Origin of the sequence: Roseovarius sp. W115 (assembly GCF_032842945.2) — a bacterium.
GTDB classification, from domain to species: Bacteria; Pseudomonadota; Alphaproteobacteria; order Rhodobacterales; family Rhodobacteraceae; genus Roseovarius; species Roseovarius rhodophyticola.
On sequence record NZ_CP146606.1, the window covers coordinates 1,819,471 to 1,833,208 of the forward strand.

Genomic DNA, 13,738 nt, shown 5'->3' on the forward strand with positions numbered 1-13,738 from the left:
TGACGTCGACTGTCAGGCGCGCACTCTAGGAAGTGTTAAGAATCGTCCAATGAATGACGATCCGTTCGCATAGCGGACAACGGGAGGAAAAGAATTGGCAAAGTCGTCAATGGCGGCGGAGGGGCTTCAGTCCATTCCGGCGCTTCTTCATCGGAATGCTACCCAGTTTGGGGCAAAACCGGCTTACCGCGAAAAAGAATACGGTATCTGGCAAACCTGGAGCTGGGCTGAGACCGAGAAAGAGATTGAAGCGCTTGCTCTGGGATTGCTGAACCTTGGCGTCAACGAGGGCGACTTCATTGCTATCGCGGGACGCAATCGGCCTTACTTTTATTGGTCTATGGTCGCAGCGCAATGCGTAGGTGCTGTGCCGGTTCCTGTATATCAGGACGCAGCCGCCGAAGAGATGGCCTATGTCCTGGATCATTGCGGGGCACGCTTTGCCATTGTTGAAGACCAGGAGCAGGTCGACAAGATCATCGAGATACAAGACCGCCTGCATCAATTCGAGCATATGATCTATGTCGACCCACGCGGTTTGCGAAAGTACGACCATCACAAACTTCATGAATTCAGCCATGTGCAGCAACAAGGTCGCGCTGCACGAGACGAGTTTTCGGGAGATTTGTCAGAAAGGCGCGCCAAACTTGATTACGACAGCACCTGCGTCATGCTGTACACGTCCGGGACGACGGGGAAACCCAAAGGTGTGGTGCTTTCAAACCGCAACATCATCGAGGCATCAAAATCCTCCTCTGAGTTCGACAAACTAACCGGCACCGAAGAGGTGCTGGCCTATCTGCCCATGGCGTGGGTTGGGGATTTCATTTTTTCCATCGGTCAGGCTTATTGGTGCGGGTTCTGCGTGAACTGCCCCGAAAGTACAGACACGATGCATGTTGACCTGCGAGAAATCGGACCGACCTACTATTTTGCTCCACCGCGCGTTTTCGAGACACAGCTCACAAATGTGATGATCCGCATGGAAGATGCCGGGCGGTTCAAACGATGGCTTTTTGAAAAGTTCATGGACCATGCCCGCAAGGTAGGCCCGGCCATTCTCGATGGTGGATCGGTCAGCGGTTGGGATCGCCTAAAATACAAACTTGGGAATCTGATGATCTATGGCCCGCTGAAAGACACGCTTGGGTTCGGGCGTGTGCGTGTCGGATATACGGCTGGTGAAGCGATTGGTCCTGAGATTTTTGAGTTTTACCGTGCGCTGGGCATTAATTTGAAACAGCTCTACGGCCAAACCGAGGCCAGCGTTTTCATCACTCTTCAACCTGATGGCGAAGTGCGCAACGACACGGTTGGCATTGCGGCACCGGGTGTCGAGCTGCGTATCGCGGACAACGGTGAGGTGTTCTATCGCAGCGCAGGCGTGTTTGAGGAATATTACAAAAACCCCGAAAGCACCGCGTCGACCAAGGATGCCGAGGGTTGGGTTGCGACAGGGGATGCCGGCTTTATCGACGAAAGCTCTGGGCACCTTCGAATTATCGACCGTGCTAAGGATGTGGGCAAAATGGCCGACGGTCAGATGTTCGCTCCCAAATATGTTGAAAACAAACTGAAATTCTATCCCAACATTCTGGAGGCTGTGGTTTTTGGCAATCAAAGGGATGAATGCACAGCGTTTATCAACATTGACTTGAACGCCGTGGGCAATTGGGCAGAGCGCAACAATATTGGGTACGCCTCCTATCAGGAACTGGCTGGTCATCCGCAGGTTCTTGAGACGATCAAGAGCCATGTCGAAGAGGTCAATCGGTCGCTCGCCGAAGACCCGATGCTGGCGCATTGTCAGGTGCATCGTTTCATCGTTTTGCACAAGGAACTGGATGCGGATGACGGTGAAATGACCCGCACGCGCAAGGTGCGCCGCGGCGTGATCTCGGAGAAATTCGAAGACCTTTTGGGTGCGCTTTATGACGGTTCGGACGACATTTTCACGACCACAGAGGTGACCTACGAGGATGGGCGGAAAGGCTCGATCAGCGCTACGCTGAGCATTGTTTCGGCAAGGGTCGAAGCCGTGAGTGCACCAGATAAAGTAGCAGCGGAATAGGATGGGTTGACGATGCTTGACGCAACCGAAGGCTACACCACAGAAGACGGTCGCAAGATTGGTGGGGTGGTGATGGAGATGAAGAATATCACGCTGCGCTTTGGCGGGGTGGTGGCGATCAAGGATATTTCTTTTGATATTCGCGAAGGCGAAATTCGCGCCATCATCGGGCCGAACGGTGCTGGGAAGTCCTCAATGCTCAATGTCATCTCGGGGTTTTACAATCCGCAGGAAGGCGAGGTCTGGTATCAGGGGCAAAAGCGCCCGCCGATGAAGCCCTTTGAAGTGGCGCAGCAGGGCATCGCCCGCACGTTTCAGAACATTGCGTTGTTTGAAGGTATGACTGTGCTGGACAACGTTATGACGGGCCGTATCCGTCAGATGAAGTCCGGACTGTTTGCGCAGGCATTCTGGAAGGGAAAGGCCGAGCAGGAAGAGACGGAAAATCGTGAATTTGTCGAGAAAATCATCGATTTTCTAGAAATTCAGCATATCCGCAAAACTCCTGTTGGGCGGCTTCCATATGGTCTCAAGAAACGCGTGGAACTGGCTCGTGCGCTCGCGGCTGAGCCATCCATTTTGCTTCTGGATGAACCCATGGCGGGCATGAATGTCGAAGAGAAGGAAGACATGTCTCGGTTCGTGCTGGATGTGAATGATGAGTTTGGAACAACCATTGTTCTGATCGAGCATGACATGGGCGTTGTTATGGACCTGTCTGACCGGGTTGTGGTCATGGATTACGGCAAAAAAATTGGCGACGGCACACCCGATGAGGTGCGTAGTAACCAGGCGGTGATTGATGCCTATCTGGGGGTCGCGCATGACTGATTTGGCACGTCGGTATCACGTCGGTATCACGTCGGTATTGCGTCGGTGCGCGCTGGCCTTTTCCTGTGCTTTTCCCGTGGCTGCCCAGGCCGATGCCTGGGATGAGTTCGTAGACCGCTGTTTGGACCCTTACGAACACCTCGCCTTTGAAATCGTGACAGGGCTTGAACCGCAACCTATTGACCAGATGCACGAGGCGCGTCGCGTCTACGGGCCTACGGATGGTGGATATCTTCTGGTGCTGGACGCGGCCCCCTCACTCGGCGAGCGTGCGTGCGCGGTTGAATTTGCCGGCAAGGAAGAGTCCCAAGCGGCTCATGACTGGATGGTGGAACAGCTTGCTTCGGGGAGATACGCGCCCGGCGAAGACGGTTGGCTTGTCAGTCAGGACTGGATTGAACCGCGCCTGATGGTGCGGACAGAAACGGGCGCGGCCCGAACGTACTATGCCGTGGTGGAGACTGACCTTGAAAGCTGAGATCAAAACAAGACCGGAGATAATGACCCATGCCTGATCAGCTCATCTTCGGAATGGAAGTTTTCCTTAACGGGTTAATGGCGGGGGTACTCTATGCTCTTGTCGCTCTTGGATTTGTCCTCATCTACAAAGCGTCGGGCATATTCAACTACGCTCAGGGGATCATGGCGCTGTTTGCGGCCATGACGTTGGTTGGAATTATGGAAGGCTTGGTGCCTTTTGCACATCTGATCAACACCATCTTTGGAACCAACATTCATCACTTCGGCTGGCACGTTCCGGCCCTTGCTGCGATTTTGCTCACTGTTCTGGTCATGGTCGGGTTTGCCTGGGTGGTCAACGTCGTGATCTTCAAGCACCTGGTGAACCAGGAACCCATCATTTTGTTCATGGCGACGATCGGTCTGGCTTATTTTATGGACGGGTTTGCGCTCATCATGTGGTTCTCTGACATTAAGGCGCTGGATGTCGGGCTTCCGCAAGGGATCAATGCCGCGATTGACGAAGCGACGTTCCAAATCTTCGACTACGGGTTTTTTATCGACAACCTCGATATCGTTGCGACGTTGGTCGCTGCGGTTCTCGTGTTCTCACTGATCGTATTTGCACAGCGCTCCAAGCAAGGTCGGGCCATGCGCGCGGTGGCTGATGACCATCAGGCGGCGCTTTCGGTTGGGATCAGCCTGAACTTCATCTGGGTGATGGTCTGGTCGCTGGCGGGGTTTGTCGCGCTGGTCGCCGGAATGATGTGGGGCACAAAGTCGGGCGTACAATTTTCGTTGTCACTGATTGCCTTGAAGGCTCTTCCGGTTTTGATGCTGGGAGGGTTCACATCGATACCGGGTGCAATCGTCGGCGGATTGATCATTGGTGTGGGTGAGCAACTTTTCGAATTTGCGATTGGCCAGCCATATCTGGGCGGTGCAACACAGAATTGGTTTGCCTATGTCTTGGCGCTTATCTTTCTGTGTTTCCGACCCCAGGGCCTTTTTGGCGAAAAGATCATCGAGAGGGTGTGATCATGCAAAAAGTCATTGCCATAGCAAATGTGATCGCCTGGTCAGGGTTTTGGGCCTTTGGGTATCTCGCTTTTACTGCCGGCGTGGACAATACCGGCCAGATGGTCACCGCCGCAGTTCTTGCTGCAATGGGCGGGGGAGTTGGGATGCTTGCCTATTTCTGGCTCATTCGCCATTCGGAAAACGTGGGCTATGCACGGGTGCCCAATCGCGCGGTCAAACGCGAACACGATGACCTGACTGAGGAGGGCATCTCATGATTTACCGTGAGTCCGGTGACTTTTCGACAACCTATAGTCAAGATAGTCAGACCTTTCCGATCAAATTTGACCGCTACCGGTACTACGTGCTTTTGGTCCTGGCCTTTGCGGTCGTGCCCTTTGTGATCAATGACTACTGGGTAAATGCCGTCTTCCTGCCTTTCCTGATTTATTCGATTGCGGCCATCGGGCTGAATATTCTGGTGGGGTATTGTGGCCAGGTCAGTCTTGGCACAGGCGGGTTTATGGCTGTGGGGGCCTATGCCTGTTACAAGCTGATGACGGCCTTTCCGGATGTGAATATCTTTTTCCACATCATTCTGTCGGGCGGGATCACGGCCTTTGTCTGCGTGTTGTTCGGGTTGCCGAGCTTACGGATCAAAGGATTTTACCTGGCGGTTGCCACCTTGGCTGCACAGTTCTTTCTGGTCTGGATGTTCAACCGGATTGGCTGGTTCTACAATTACTCGGCCTCAGGACAGATCAATGCACCGGAGCGAACAGTTTTTGGGGTGCCGGTGACGGGAGCCGAAACCGCGCCTTGGGCGGCGTATTTGTTCTGTTTGGTGTTCACCGTGGTTTGCGCACTCGTTGCTCGGAACATGACGCGGGGCATGCAAGGGCGGCAATGGATGGCCATTCGTGACATGGACATCGCCGCCGAAATCATTGGTGTGAACCCGCTCAGAGCCAAATTGTCGGCCTTTGCAGTGTCCGGGTTTTTTGTCGGTCTGTCCGGTGCCTTGTTTTTCGCGGTCTACCTTGGCGCCGTGGAAGTGGGCGAGGTGTTTGGCATCAGCAAATCGTTCCTTGTCCTCTTTATGGTGATCATCGGTGGGCTGGGGTCGATCTTTGGCAGTTTTGCCGGAGCGGCTTTCCTTGTGCTGTTGCCTGTCTTTTTGAAGAACGTTCTGGTCGGCGGCCTGGGGTGGCCCACCGATTTGGTCGAGCACATGCAATTCATGATCGTCGGGGCGATGATCATTATCTTCCTGATCCTCGAGCCGCATGGGCTGGCGCAGCTTTGGCGCGTGGCGAAAGAGAAACTGAGACTATGGCCTTTCCCGCATTAGGGCAGGGCCTGTGCGGGGCTTTACCCGCACTAAGAGTTGGGCGCGTGAGTGCTCATGAAAAAGACATCGGATAAACCAAGGGAGGATATAAACCGATGAAACAGAAACTACTGACCGCGATTGCGGCGACCATGATGGCGGCAAGCCCGGCGCTTGCCGATCTTGTCATCGTCGACACGAGCTATCGTACCGGGCCTTACGCTGCGAACGGCATTCCGTTCTCGGATGGGTATCAGGACTACTTCACGCTTCTCAATGAACGCGATGGTGGCATTGGTGGCGAGGCTGTGCGTGTTGTGGAATGCGAAACAGGCTACAACACAGAGAAAGGTGTTGAATGCTATGAGGCAACCAAGGGTGAAGGCGCGCTGGTGTACCAGCCTCTTTCAACCGGCATCACCTATCAGCTAATCCCCAAAGCGACGGCTGATGGCATCCCGCTTCACACCATGGGCTATGGACGGACGTCGGCTAAGAACGGCGAAGTCTTCAAGTATGTCTTCAACTATCCTGCGAATTACTGGGATGGCGCGTCGCTGGCGATCACGCATCTGGTTGAGCAAAACGGTGGAAGCTTGGACGGCAAGAAAGTTGCGTTGGTCTACCACAACTCCGCCTATGGCAAGGAGCCGATCCGGACGTTGGAAGGTCTGGCCGAAAAGCATGGCTATGAGTTGATGCTGTTGCCGGTCGATCACCCCGGGCAGGAGCAGAAGTCGCAATGGCTGCAAGTGCGTCAGCAAAAGCCTGACTATGTGCTGATGTGGGGCTGGGGCGTTATGAACCAGGTGGCCATTCAAGAAGCGGTCAACATCCGTTTCCCAATGGAGAATTTCATTGGTATCTGGTGGTCCGGCTCTGAGAATGACGTGAAAGCGGCTGGTGAAAAGGCCAACGGCTACAAGGCCCTGACCTTCCACAATCTGGGCTCCGACTATCCGATTTATGCGGATATCCAGAAGTATGTCGTAGATGCAGGTAACGCTGCCGGTGCAGGAGATCAGGTTGGCACGGTGCTTTACAACCGGGGTATGTATGCTGCGATGTTGGCTGCTGAGGCGATCAAAACAGCACAAGAAATGCACGGCACAGCCGACATCACAAGCCAGCAGATGCGCGATGGCATGGAGAATCTGGAAATCACCGAAGCCAAGATGGCGGGTCTGGGCCTGCCGAACTTTGGTCCGGAATTCAAGGTCAGTTGTCAGAACCACGGTGGCAACGGCTTTGGTGCCGTGTCGCAGTGGGACGCAGCTGCGGGTGAGTTCAAGCTGATCACTGAGTACTACCAGTCTGATCAGGATGTGATTCAGCCTCTTGTGGCCGAGGACTCTGCGGCGTTTGCTGCTGAGAACGGCATCGAAGCGGGCTGCTGATGTGATCTTTCTTCCGGCCGCGGCGTTGCGTGGCGGCCGGGAGAATTTGGGTATTTTTGACAAGAAAGAAGCAGAGGCGCAGAGCCCTTTGCAGGAGATGACGGCCCATGCTGGACGCGGTGAAGACGCAAGAAACGCTTTTGGAAGTCAACAATATCGAGGTGATCTACAACCACGTGATCCTCGTTTTGAAGGGTGTGAGCCTGAATGTGCCAAAGGGCGGGATTACGGCCCTTTTGGGCGGTAACGGTGCGGGCAAGACAACCACGCTCAAGGCTATTTCCAATTTGTTGAAATCCGAGCGTGGGGAGGTGACCAAGGGGACGATCACCTATCGCGGTGAGCGCGTGCAGGATCTTTTGCCATCTGATCTTGTGAAGATGGGTGTCATTCAGGTCATGGAAGGGCGACATTGCTTTGAGCATTTGACGGTGGAAGAAAACCTTCTGACCGGGGCCTATACACGCGGCTCAAGTCGGGGCGAGATCGATGCTGATCTGGAGAAGGTCTATACGTATTTCCCGCGTCTGAAAGAGCGACGTAAAAGCCAGGCGGGCTATACGTCCGGCGGGGAACAGCAGATGTGCGCCATTGGACGCGCGTTGATGTCGCGGCCCGAGACGATCCTTTTGGATGAACCCAGCATGGGGCTTGCGCCGCAGCTGGTGGAAGAGATTTTCAACATTGTGAAGTCGCTCAATGAGAAGGAGGGCGCGACGTTCCTTCTGGCCGAGCAGAACACAAACGTGGCGCTGCGCTTTGCGCAATATGGCTACATTCTTGAGAGTGGCCGTGTGGTTATGGACGGTCCCGCCAAGGAGCTACGGGAGAACCCGGATGTGAAGGAGTTCTACCTTGGTATGTCGGATGAGGGGCGCAAGTCGTTCCGCGATGTGCGCAGCTATCGACGCCGTAAGAGATGGCTGAGCTAATGTCAGAGGCGCGTGTTGCCTGTAGAACTCCGGCGGAAGGCCGGGATGGCGTGACGAATATTCCAACATGGAAGTTCGAAATATTGCGTAGTGCGATTTTGGATGTTCTGCGTGAGGGCGAAATAGCCTTCAAGGACCTTAAGAATTTGGCTGGTGCGAAGTTGAACAAAGATGAGCTTGAGCGTCTTGGATCGCTCGGCTGGCATGTGACGACGGTTAAGCTGGAGCTAGAAGTGCGCGGCGAAGTGGAACGCGTGCCGGATCGGATGCCACAAGTCATCCGGTTGGGCAGGGCTGCGTGATGCTAACTGCTTGTCAGTTTCGCCCGCATTTCTTCGATGAGGTCCAGCGCCTCTTCGCGGGTGTTGCGGATGTTGGGGCGAAAGCCTGCGGTTTCGGCGCGCATGCGGATGTCTTCTTCGGTTTCCGATCCGGCAGCGTACCGAACAGATCCCAGAGACCCGGCTTTGTTCAAGCGCTTGCCGCGCAAGGCGTATTGCACCCAGGCGGCCGGCAGGATCTGACAGCCGTTGAGGTTCACCAGGAAAAACCAACGCTTGTCGCTCTCAATGATGCGCTCTTCGATATAGTCGTAAAAGTCATCCACATCGCGGCTGTGGTGAAACGTGAAATGGGAAAAATCCACGTGCATGATGGTCGTCTCGTCGTCAAAGGAAATCCGGCGGACAAAATCGGACATTACGTAATTCGCGTCATGGACGATCTTGGCACGGCGTTTGCTGGGAAGGCTGGCCAATCGGTTAAGGGCCGCGTCGCGGTCACTGAAGAGATTGGGGTCAAACGCCTCTGTGTTGGCGGCGCGAATGATTTGTTGTCGCGTCTCATCGGACGCGTCAAAGCGTACAGAGCCCATGGAATGCGCCAGATTGAGTGCACGACCGCGACGGGAATAGGACGTCCAGGCGGCAGGGTCGATACGTGTCCCGTTGAGATTGACCATGAAGAACCACAATTCTTCACCCGTTTCAGCAATGCGGGCCTCCAGCCGGTCGTAAAAAGCGTTCACAACTGCGCTGCTGTCAAAATGGAAGTTGGAGAAGTCCGCCTCCATCACCTGAATATCGTCGTGAAAGACGATCCGGTTATTCATGTCCTTGGTGTCGATGCGGGTGGCTGTTTCAATGTCCGTCATAGTGCAGTCGCTTTCGAAAACTTTGATAGATCAGAAATGTATACAAATGTATGCAATACGTGCCTGAGCCAGCAAACTTTAGCAATCGGGCAAGCTGTCGCGGGTCCAGCGCGCGCGAGGTTTAAACATGTCTGAGTATTTCGACGAATTGGAAATCCGTAAACCCGAGGCGCGAGCGTCGGCCATTGCCCGCGCATTGCCGGAACAAATTCAACGGGCACAAGGCCTTGCGGGCTATGGCGAGACGTTGAGTGAGATGGATGCACGTGCGGTCACCTCGGTTGAGGCGTTGGCGCAGCTTCCTGTGTTGCGGAAATCGCAGTTGTCGCAGGCGCAGGCGGCGGTGCGGCCCTTTGGCGGCCTGACGCCGCAGAAGCCGACAGAGTTCGCGCATATCTTTCAGAGTCCGGGACCGATCTATGAGCCGGGCAGTGTTAGCCAGGATTGGTGGCGCATGGGGCGGTTCCTACATGCGTGCGGCATAGGCCGTGGTGATGTTGTACAAAACTGTTTTGGGTATCACCTCACCCCGGCAGGCATGATTTTTGAAAATGGCGCGCGGGCCGTCGGCGCGGCTATATTGCCTGCGGGCACCGGGCAGACTGAGCTTCAGGCGCAGGCGGCGCATGATGTGGGTGTCACGGCCTATACAGGTACACCAGACTACCTCAAGGCGATCCTGGATAAAGCGGATGAACTGGGGCTGAGCTTGCAAATCAGCAAAGCAGCCGTTGGTGGTGGCGCGCTTTTCCCTTCACTGAGGCAGGAATACGCAGATCGCGGTATTGCCTGTCTGCAATGCTATGCGACTGCCGATCTGGGCAACATTGCATATGAGAGTGCAGCGCAAGAGGGGCTCATTGTAGACGAAGGGGTGATTGTAGAAATTGTCACGCCTGGTACCGGCGATCCGGTTGCGCCGGGAGAGGTTGGAGAGGTTGTGGTCACAACGCTTAATCCGGATTATCCGCTTATTCGCTTTGCTACAGGAGATTTGAGTGCCGTGATGGACGGCGAGAGTCCTTGTGGTCGCACCAATGTGCGGATCAAGGGGTGGATGGGGCGTGCGGATCAAACCACCAAGATCAAGGGTATGTTTGTGCGCCCTGAGCAGGTCGCAGCGCTGGTCTCTCGGCATGATGCAATCGCCCGGGCGCGGGTGGTTGCCAGCCGTGAAGGTGAGGCGGATGTGATGACTGTCAAGATCGAGGCCGATGGAGCGCCGCCTGAGAGTTTTGCCGGTGCGGTTGTGGACACCCTCAAGCTCAAGGGGCGGATTGAGGTTGTGCCCCGCGGAAGTCTACCTAACGATGGCAAGGTGATTGAGGATTTGCGCCGCTACGAGTGATGCTGGTCAGCGGCTATACTTAATAAATGGTGTGAGGGTCCCGATCCGGTCGTATAGTTTTCGGGCTTGCGAATTGAAATCCTGAGTTAACCAATAGACTGAGGGGCAGCCACGCGCGTCGGCGGCGGCATAAACGGCTTCGATCAATTTGCGACCGACACCTTTGCTGCGCTGGTCCGGGTCTGCATAAAGATCTTGCAGGTAACAGACGTCTTCCAAACGCCAGTTATGGGGGTGATAGATGAAATGCACGAGGCCTACGGGTTTGCCGTTTTCCACGGCTAGGAAAGCATTTTGAGCCGGATGATCTTCGGACAACAAGCGCTCAAAAGTAGTGTTGTAGACCTCTTCTTCGACACTTGCTTCGTAGAACTCAAGATAAGCTGTCCAGAGACAGCGCCAGTCCGCTTTGTCGGTTTGCGTGAGAGGGCGGATGTTGATGCTCATTTTCTGGGTCCTTTGAAGGATCATCATTCAATGGAAAATGCCCTCAATACGCCCCTTTTTCCAGCATCAATCCGCCGAAGCAGTTGCATAAAGCGCGCGCACGGGCCATGTCTCAGTCAGAAGGCGTAGTCCTTTGAGGAGAGCAAAAAATGAAACAGCATTTTGCAGCAGCGCTGTCGGCCGCGTTTGTATTGGGTGGCGCAAGCTTTGTTTTTGCACAAGAGGCAGAAACAGATGGCACAGAAACCGCAGGAGCCGAAATTACCACGACAAGCAGTTCCGAAGGTTTGACGCTGTCGCAAATTGAGCCTGCCGAAGGGCTTACCAACGAGACCATAGATGATGAAAAGGTGGATTCCTTTATTCAGGCGGTTTCGATGATCGGTCAGGTCAGTGCGCACTACAGCCGCCTTGCTCAAGAGACCGAGGACGAGGAAAGACGCGAGTTTCTTCTCGAGAACGCGAACAAGGACATTGTCAAAGCAATCAATGCTGCGCCAAATATAACACCGGCAGAGTTTGTTGCCATTGATCAGGCGTCCCAGCAAGACAACCTTCTAAATGAGCGCATCCTGGCGCGCATCAAGGAACTACAGGCCGAAAACAAGCCAAAAGAAAGACTGCAATTCTCGGTCCCGCAGTCTGAACAGGCTCAGTGACCCTGTTATTCAGCGGCGACGGCCTTGGGGTCGGCGAGCGCTACGATATCCATCATGATTGTGTTGAGTTCAAAATCCTTGGGCGTGTAGACGCGTGCGACGCCCATTTCGAGCAGGCGCTGAGCGTCTTCGTCCGGGATGATGCCGCCGACGATCAAAGGGACATCGCCCAATCCTGATGCACGCATCCGGTCCAACAGGTCTTGGACCAACGGCATGTGCGAGCCTGACAGGATCGACAGACCCACAACATGCGCCTGATCTTCGATGGCCGCAGCCACGATTTCCTCGGGCGTCAGGCGAATGCCTTCATAGGAGATGTCCATGCCGCAATCGCGTGCGCGGAAGGCGATTTGCTCGGCACCGTTGGAGTGGCCGTCCAATCCCGGCTTGCCCATCAGGAATTTCAGGCGGCGTCCCAAACGGTCACTAACAGCGTTTACCGCATCTCGAATGTCATCCAGCCCTTCGGTCTTGTTCGACGGGCTACCAGACACGCCGGTGGGGCCGCGATACTGACCATGAGTCTGACGCATTTGCTCTGCCCATTCACCAGTGGTCACCCCTGCCTTGGCGGCTTTAATGGAAGCAGGCATGACATTGGCACCGGACTGCGATGCCTCCCGCAGCTCTGCCAGAGCTTCTTTTACGGCATTTGCATCACGATCTGAACGCCAAGCGCTCAAACGCGCAATCTGTTCGGCCTCAACGGCAGGATCGACTACCATGATGCCACCATCTTCGGTTTGAAGCGGGCTTGGTTCGGTGGTGGTCCACTGGTTCACACCCACGACAGTAGTTTCGCCGGCTTCGATCCGTCCAAGCCGGTCGGCGTTGCTATCCACCAAACGGGATTTCATATACTCAATCGCGCCGATCGCGCCCCCCATGCTGCCCAGCGTTTCAAGCTCGTGGCGTGCACCGTCTTTTAGTTCTTCCACCTTTCGATCCACAGCAGGGTTGCCGTCGAACAGGTCGTCAAATTCCAGAAGATCGGTTTCATAGGCGAGGATCTGTTGCATGCGCATCGACCATTGCTGATCCCACGGGCGTGGCAGGCCTAGGGCTTCGTTCCAGGCAGGAAGCTGTACGGCGCGCGCACGGGCCTTCTTGGAGAGTGTCACGGCTAGCATCTCAATCAGGATGCGATAAACGTTGTTTTCTGGCTGCTGCTCGGTCAGGCCAAGCGAGTTGACCTGAACCCCATAACGGAAGCGGCGGAATTTTGGGTTGTCAACGCCGTAGCGTGTTTCAAGAATTTCGTACCAAAGGTCGACGAAGGCGCGCATCTTGCACATCTCTGTGACAAAGCGGATTCCTGCGTTCACAAAAAACGAAATGCGTCCTGCCAGTGCCGGGAAATCTTCGGCCGGGACGCGTGGTTTCAACTCATCCAGCACAGCCTGCGCGGTGGCCAGCGCAAAAGCCAGCTCTTGTTCCGGTGTCGCGCCTGCCTCTTGCAGATGGTAGGAACACACGTTCATCGGGTTCCATTTCGGGATGTTTGTGTAGCAGTACTCGGCCACATCCCCGATCATTTTGAGCGAGGGTTTTGGCGGGCAGATATATGTGCCGCGCGACAGGTATTCTTTGATCAGGTCGTTTTGCACGGTGCCTTGTAGCTTCGAGACATCAGCACCTTGTTCTTCGGCCACGGCCACGTAGAGCGCCAGAAGCCAGGGTGCTGTGGCGTTGATGGTCATGGAGGTGTTCATCTGCTCAAGCGGGATGTCTTCAAAAAGCGTACGCATATCGCCCAGATGGCAGACGGGTACGCCCACCTTGCCCACTTCCCCACGCGCAAGAACATGGTCGCTGTCATAGCCAGTTTGTGTGGGCAGATCGAACGCCACTGACAGACCGGTCTGACCTTTCGCGAGGTTGCCGCGATAAAGCGCGTTCGAGGCCTTGGCCGTGGAATGACCCGCGTAGGTTCGGATCAACCAGGGACGATCTTTCTGCATCTGCGACATAGAGGGCCTCGTGAATCAAATTGCGTAATTTTGTTACAACAGCGGCAATTTATTCGGAATTATGTGACGCTGTCAATTCGCTGCGTTGCGGCATTACATATGGCTTTGTCCTGCATGT

13 protein-coding genes and 1 pseudogene are annotated in these 13,738 nt (G+C 54.9%); 11 read left to right on the forward strand and 3 right to left on the reverse strand.

Annotation, left to right across the window (positions count from 1 at the left end; genetic code table 11):
• Nucleotides 1-109 precede the first annotated feature (109 nt).
• The 9 genes from RZS32_RS09195 to RZS32_RS09235 all read left to right on the forward strand — a co-directional run bounded on the left by RZS32_RS09195 (nucleotide 110) and on the right by RZS32_RS09235 (nucleotide 8,342).
• Entirely contained in the window at nucleotides 110-2,071 is a 1,962-nt protein-coding gene (locus RZS32_RS09195; protein ID WP_317057883.1) for an AMP-binding protein, read from the forward strand.
• 12 nt (nucleotides 2,072-2,083) lie between these two features.
• Nucleotides 2,084-2,902 (forward strand): ABC transporter ATP-binding protein, encoded by an 819-nt coding sequence (locus RZS32_RS09200; protein WP_317056686.1) that lies wholly within the window; start codon nucleotides 2,084-2,086, stop codon nucleotides 2,900-2,902.
• Nucleotides 2,895-3,380 carry a hypothetical protein gene (locus RZS32_RS09205; protein ID WP_317056687.1) on the forward strand — a complete coding sequence of 162 codons (486 nt, stop codon included), beginning with the start codon at nucleotides 2,895-2,897 and terminating at the stop codon, nucleotides 3,378-3,380. The genes RZS32_RS09200 and RZS32_RS09205 overlap by 8 nt, the downstream gene beginning before the upstream one ends.
• 29 nt (nucleotides 3,381-3,409) lie before the next feature.
• Nucleotides 3,410-4,399 carry a branched-chain amino acid ABC transporter permease gene (locus RZS32_RS09210; protein WP_317056688.1) on the forward strand — a complete coding sequence of 330 codons (990 nt, stop codon included), beginning with the start codon at nucleotides 3,410-3,412 and terminating at the stop codon, nucleotides 4,397-4,399.
• A gap of 2 nt (nucleotides 4,400-4,401) precedes the next feature.
• Nucleotides 4,402-4,659 carry a hypothetical protein gene (locus RZS32_RS09215; RefSeq protein ID WP_317056689.1) on the forward strand — a complete coding sequence of 86 codons (258 nt, stop codon included), beginning with the start codon at nucleotides 4,402-4,404 and terminating at the stop codon, nucleotides 4,657-4,659.
• Nucleotides 4,656-5,732: a branched-chain amino acid ABC transporter permease gene (locus RZS32_RS09220; RefSeq protein WP_317056690.1), complete on the forward strand. Its 1,077-nt coding sequence runs from the start codon at nucleotides 4,656-4,658 to the stop codon at nucleotides 5,730-5,732. Before RZS32_RS09215 ends, RZS32_RS09220 begins: the two co-directional genes overlap by 4 nt.
• Before the next feature lie 95 nt (nucleotides 5,733-5,827).
• Nucleotides 5,828-7,108 (forward strand): ABC transporter substrate-binding protein, encoded by a 1,281-nt coding sequence (locus tag RZS32_RS09225; RefSeq protein ID WP_317056691.1) that lies wholly within the window; start codon nucleotides 5,828-5,830, stop codon nucleotides 7,106-7,108.
• Nucleotides 7,109-7,215: 107 nt separating this feature from the next.
• On the forward strand, nucleotides 7,216-8,040 hold the full coding sequence (locus tag RZS32_RS09230; protein ID WP_317056692.1) for an ABC transporter ATP-binding protein: 825 nt from the start codon (nucleotides 7,216-7,218) through the stop codon (nucleotides 8,038-8,040).
• Nucleotides 8,028-8,342, forward strand: coding sequence for a DUF6958 family protein (locus tag RZS32_RS09235; protein ID WP_317056693.1), 315 nt, complete (start codon nucleotides 8,028-8,030; stop codon nucleotides 8,340-8,342). Before RZS32_RS09230 ends, RZS32_RS09235 begins: the two co-directional genes overlap by 13 nt.
• 2 nt (nucleotides 8,343-8,344) lie before the next feature.
• On the opposite strand, the gene RZS32_RS09240 is transcribed toward RZS32_RS09235, so the two are convergent.
• Complete coding sequence (locus tag RZS32_RS09240; RefSeq protein WP_317056694.1) at nucleotides 8,345-9,193, reverse strand: hypothetical protein; 849 nt, start codon at nucleotides 9,191-9,193, stop codon at nucleotides 8,345-8,347.
• Between the two features lie 127 nt (nucleotides 9,194-9,320).
• Between RZS32_RS09240 and RZS32_RS09245 the strand changes: the two genes are divergently transcribed.
• Nucleotides 9,321-10,541, forward strand: coding sequence for a phenylacetate--CoA ligase family protein (locus tag RZS32_RS09245; protein WP_317056695.1), 1,221 nt, complete (start codon nucleotides 9,321-9,323; stop codon nucleotides 10,539-10,541).
• A 6-nt stretch (nucleotides 10,542-10,547) separates the two neighbouring features.
• Here RZS32_RS09245 and RZS32_RS09250 read toward each other — a convergent pair whose 3' ends face one another.
• Entirely contained in the window at nucleotides 10,548-10,988 is a 441-nt protein-coding gene (locus RZS32_RS09250; RefSeq protein WP_317056696.1) for a GNAT family N-acetyltransferase, read from the reverse strand.
• A 149-nt stretch (nucleotides 10,989-11,137) separates the two neighbouring features.
• Here RZS32_RS09250 and RZS32_RS09255 point away from each other — a divergent pair, with 149 nt between their 5' ends.
• Nucleotides 11,138-11,647 carry a DUF4168 domain-containing protein gene (locus RZS32_RS09255; RefSeq protein ID WP_317056697.1) on the forward strand — a complete coding sequence of 170 codons (510 nt, stop codon included), beginning with the start codon at nucleotides 11,138-11,140 and terminating at the stop codon, nucleotides 11,645-11,647.
• A gap of 5 nt (nucleotides 11,648-11,652) precedes the next feature.
• On the opposite strand, the pseudogene RZS32_RS09260 reads toward RZS32_RS09255, so the two are convergent.
• Nucleotides 11,653-13,623 (reverse strand): annotated as a pseudogene (locus tag RZS32_RS09260) (methylmalonyl-CoA mutase family protein); the annotation flags it as partial.
• Nucleotides 13,624-13,738 lie beyond the last annotated feature (115 nt).

Coding starts and splice junctions, on each gene's coding strand:
- RZS32_RS09195 (WP_317057883.1), top strand. CDS start 110: ATGGCGGCGGAGGGGCTTCAGTCCATTCCGGCGCTTCTTCATCGGAAT.
- RZS32_RS09200 (WP_317056686.1), top strand. CDS start 2,084: ATGCTTGACGCAACCGAAGGCTACACCACAGAAGACGGTCGCAAGATT.
- RZS32_RS09205 (WP_317056687.1), top strand. CDS start 2,895: ATGACTGATTTGGCACGTCGGTATCACGTCGGTATCACGTCGGTATTG.
- RZS32_RS09210 (WP_317056688.1), top strand. CDS start 3,410: ATGCCTGATCAGCTCATCTTCGGAATGGAAGTTTTCCTTAACGGGTTA.
- RZS32_RS09215 (WP_317056689.1), top strand. CDS start 4,402: ATGCAAAAAGTCATTGCCATAGCAAATGTGATCGCCTGGTCAGGGTTT.
- RZS32_RS09220 (WP_317056690.1), top strand. CDS start 4,656: ATGATTTACCGTGAGTCCGGTGACTTTTCGACAACCTATAGTCAAGAT.
- RZS32_RS09225 (WP_317056691.1), top strand. CDS start 5,828: ATGAAACAGAAACTACTGACCGCGATTGCGGCGACCATGATGGCGGCA.
- RZS32_RS09230 (WP_317056692.1), top strand. CDS start 7,216: ATGCTGGACGCGGTGAAGACGCAAGAAACGCTTTTGGAAGTCAACAAT.
- RZS32_RS09235 (WP_317056693.1), top strand. CDS start 8,028: ATGGCTGAGCTAATGTCAGAGGCGCGTGTTGCCTGTAGAACTCCGGCG.
- RZS32_RS09240 (WP_317056694.1), bottom strand. CDS start 9,193: ATGACGGACATTGAAACAGCCACCCGCATCGACACCAAGGACATGAAT.
- RZS32_RS09245 (WP_317056695.1), top strand. CDS start 9,321: ATGTCTGAGTATTTCGACGAATTGGAAATCCGTAAACCCGAGGCGCGA.
- RZS32_RS09250 (WP_317056696.1), bottom strand. CDS start 10,988: ATGAGCATCAACATCCGCCCTCTCACGCAAACCGACAAAGCGGACTGG.
- RZS32_RS09255 (WP_317056697.1), top strand. CDS start 11,138: ATGAAACAGCATTTTGCAGCAGCGCTGTCGGCCGCGTTTGTATTGGGT.